3 protein-coding genes and 1 pseudogene are annotated in these 2,794 nt (G+C 69.5%); 1 reads left to right on the forward strand and 3 read right to left on the reverse strand.

The window, feature by feature from the left end; all coding sequences use genetic code 11:
* Positions 1-38: 38 nt before the first annotated feature.
* Entirely contained in the window at positions 39-809 is a 771-nt protein-coding gene (locus tag ACFWOG_RS40490; RefSeq protein ID WP_380364717.1) for a hypothetical protein, read from the reverse strand.
* A gap of 529 nt (positions 810-1,338) precedes the next feature.
* The gene (locus ACFWOG_RS40495; RefSeq protein ID WP_380364719.1) at positions 1,339-1,680 is read right to left on the reverse strand and encodes a DDE-type integrase/transposase/recombinase; all 342 of its coding nucleotides are present in this window, start codon (positions 1,678-1,680) and stop codon (positions 1,339-1,341) included.
* A gap of 578 nt (positions 1,681-2,258) precedes the next feature.
* On the opposite strand from ACFWOG_RS40495, the gene ACFWOG_RS40500 reads away from it, so the two are divergent.
* On the forward strand, positions 2,259-2,501 hold the full coding sequence (locus tag ACFWOG_RS40500) for a hypothetical protein (RefSeq protein WP_380364721.1): 243 nt from the start codon (positions 2,259-2,261) through the stop codon (positions 2,499-2,501).
* Here ACFWOG_RS40500 and ACFWOG_RS40505 read toward each other — a convergent pair.
* Positions 2,498-2,794 (reverse strand): annotated as a pseudogene (locus tag ACFWOG_RS40505) (hypothetical protein); the annotation flags it as partial. The gene ACFWOG_RS40500 and the pseudogene ACFWOG_RS40505 overlap by 4 nt on opposite strands.

The following is a 2,794-nucleotide window of genomic DNA, read 5'->3' on the forward strand; positions in this document are numbered from 1 at the left end:
GCCCCGGGACCGGGGGCCGGCCCGGCGACGCGTGCGGATCAGCAGGTACCGAGGTCCTGCCAGACGCCCCACTGACCGGTGGTGCCGGGCTCCTCGCCCAGCGTCCACCACTTGGCGCTCCACTGGTGGCCCGTCCACGAGACGGTGTTGCCACCGGTGTAGACCTGTGCGCCGACCCAGGAGGCGGTGGAGCACGCCGGGGCGGTGCCGGTCACGGTGAGCGTGTAGGTCGCGGAGGACGTGGCCGAGGTGCCGGTCAGCGTGCCCTTGACCGTCAGCGTGTAGGTGCCGGGGACGACGGTGGACAGGGTCGACACCGACAGGGCGGCGCTGGAGCTCCCGTTGACCGAGGACGGGCTGACCGAGGCGGTGACCCCCACAGGAGCTCCGCTGACCGTCATCGCGATGGACGTGTTCGAGCCGTTGTTGATGATGGCCGTGCTCACGGTCGCGGTGGTCGACGAGCCGGCGGTCACCGTGCCCGAGGACGGGCTGACCTGCACCTGGATGGCGGGCACCTGGACACTCGACGCGGAGGGCGATGGGGAGGGCGATGAGGAGGAGGCAGTGGCGGCGGCTTGGAGGAAGGCCATCGTCGGGTACTTGTCACCCGGCTGCGAGGCGAGCTTGGACAGGCTGTCGCCAGCCCGGGCCTCGACGTACGGGGCGAAGACCTGGGCGGGCAGTGGGGTGCCCGCCGCACGGGCGGTGCCGGTGCCTGTGCCGGTGAGCGCCACGCCGGCTATGGCGGCGGCGGTGACGGCTCCGGCGAGCAGGGCTCGGAGTGGTGCGCGAACGGGTCCGGCCATGGACCGCGCTCCCTTCGAAGGTGGGGACTTCGGCGACCTGAAGCACTCTGGCCTGGACCAATACTGGTGGTCTGGACCACCCGACTGTCAAGGGTCCTTACCAAGCTCTTGGGCTCAGCGGTTCCGCCGCACGAGCCACAGCAGCTCCAGAGTTCCTGCGGGCCGCGTTCCGCGTCGACTGGAACACCCGCCAGGTCACCACCTGCCCCGAAGGCCGCACCAGCACCGGCTGGTACCCCGTCACCCAGCAACAGGGCGTACGGAACTGGCCTTCAGCGCGGAGGTCGAACGACCGACGGCCTGCCTTGTTGTCGATCACCAGCTGCTGGTCCGCCGCGAAGTAGGTCGTGGTGCCGGTGATCTCCTCGTTGAAATCCTCCCCCAACCGCCAGCGTGGCGAAGGATCCGTTCGTCAGGTCGTGGACCCTGATCAGTCCGAGCAGGTACGTGACGAGTCGACCGTCCAGCGTGAACCCGATCAGGTGGTTCGAGGTCGTGAGCCTTCCCCCGGGATGTGGACGCCGGAGTCTCATGCGACGAGCGTGATCCTACGGAACGCCGCTATCTGCTGTTCGAACTGGACCGGGCTGAGATGGCCGAGCGTGAAGTGGCGTTTCAGCGAAGCGAGGAAGCTCTCCGCGGCGGCGTTGTCGTAGCTGGAGCCGACCTTTCCCGTGCTCCGCCGGATCCCGTGGCGCCGGCAGAGTCCGGCGAACTCGGCCAACCCGTACTGGGACCTCCTGTCCGAGTGCAAGATCACGCCGTCGACCTGGTCGCCACGGGTCGCCACGGCGGCCGCCAGGGCGTCGGCGACCGGCCGGGTGCGCATGTGGAACGAAACCGACCAGCCCCGAAAGGCCAACCACGACACGGTGGTCCGACCAAAAGGCCCGCGACGTCAGCTCGTCGGCAGCACCTCGAACAGACCACGGCCCGCGCGCTGCGCCCGGCCCGCCTTGACGAGCCGTTCCAGAAGCGCGCGGACGTTGTCGTCGGTGCTGTCAGAGCCGAGAGCCGCGGAGACCTCGCCCGCGCGCAGCGGCTTGCCGACCGCGGTCAGGGCGGCACACCGTCAGAGATCCCCGGGGTCGCTTCGCCGGCGCCGGCGCTTCCGGAGCCGGCGAAGCCGTCTTCTTCGCGGCGGTCTCCTCGTGCTCCGCGCCTTCGGCGTGCTCTCGGCCGACGGGGCGGCCTCGGCCGTCACCTCGGTGGTCTCGCGCGGTTTGCGCGCGGCTCGCTTGGCGGGCGCCGTCTCGGTGGTGGCGGCCGCCGGGGCGGGGAGCCGGAGCCGGGTCGTCTTCTTCGGTACCGGCGGAGTTCAGGAGGTTCCTCGTCAAGATCGACCAGGAGGTTCCCGCGGGGCTCGACATTCACCTGATCTGCTCCAACTACGGAACCCACAAGACTCCGGCGATCCGCACGTGACCGGCCCAACACCCCGGGTTCCACATGCACTTCACCCGGACCGGCTCCTCGTGGATCAACCAGGGCGAGCGCTGGTTCGGCTTCCTCACCGACCAGATGATCCGCCGCGGATCCCACAAGAACGTCCAAGCCCTCGAACGTGACATCCGCACGTGGGTCAAGCGCTGGAACGAGGACCCCACGCCGTTGACCTGGACCAAGACCGCTGACGAGATCCTCGACTCCCTCGCCCGGTTCTGCCGACGGACCTCCGGCGCAGGACACTAGCGTCGGATCGTGAGGGCGACGAGCGCGCTGCACACGCAGCACCCGGCCACGAAGAAGAAGATGAGGTCGGTGCTGCCGGTGCTGTCCATCAGGCCGCCGATGAAGGGCTCGGCGGTTCCGGCGAAGAGGTAGGCGAAGCAGTTGACGGCGCCGGTGGCGGTGCCGGCCATCCGCTTGCCGGCGATGTCGGGGCAGAGGGCCCAGAACGAGGACTGCGGGCCGTAGACGAAGAAGCCGGTGAGGAAGAGGACCACGATGCCGGTGGTGACGTTCAGCGGCGCGAGGTACATGGT

Origin of the sequence: Kitasatospora sp. NPDC058406 (assembly GCF_042722765.1) — a bacterium.
In the GTDB taxonomy this organism is placed as follows: domain Bacteria; phylum Actinomycetota; class Actinomycetes; order Streptomycetales; family Streptomycetaceae; genus Kitasatospora.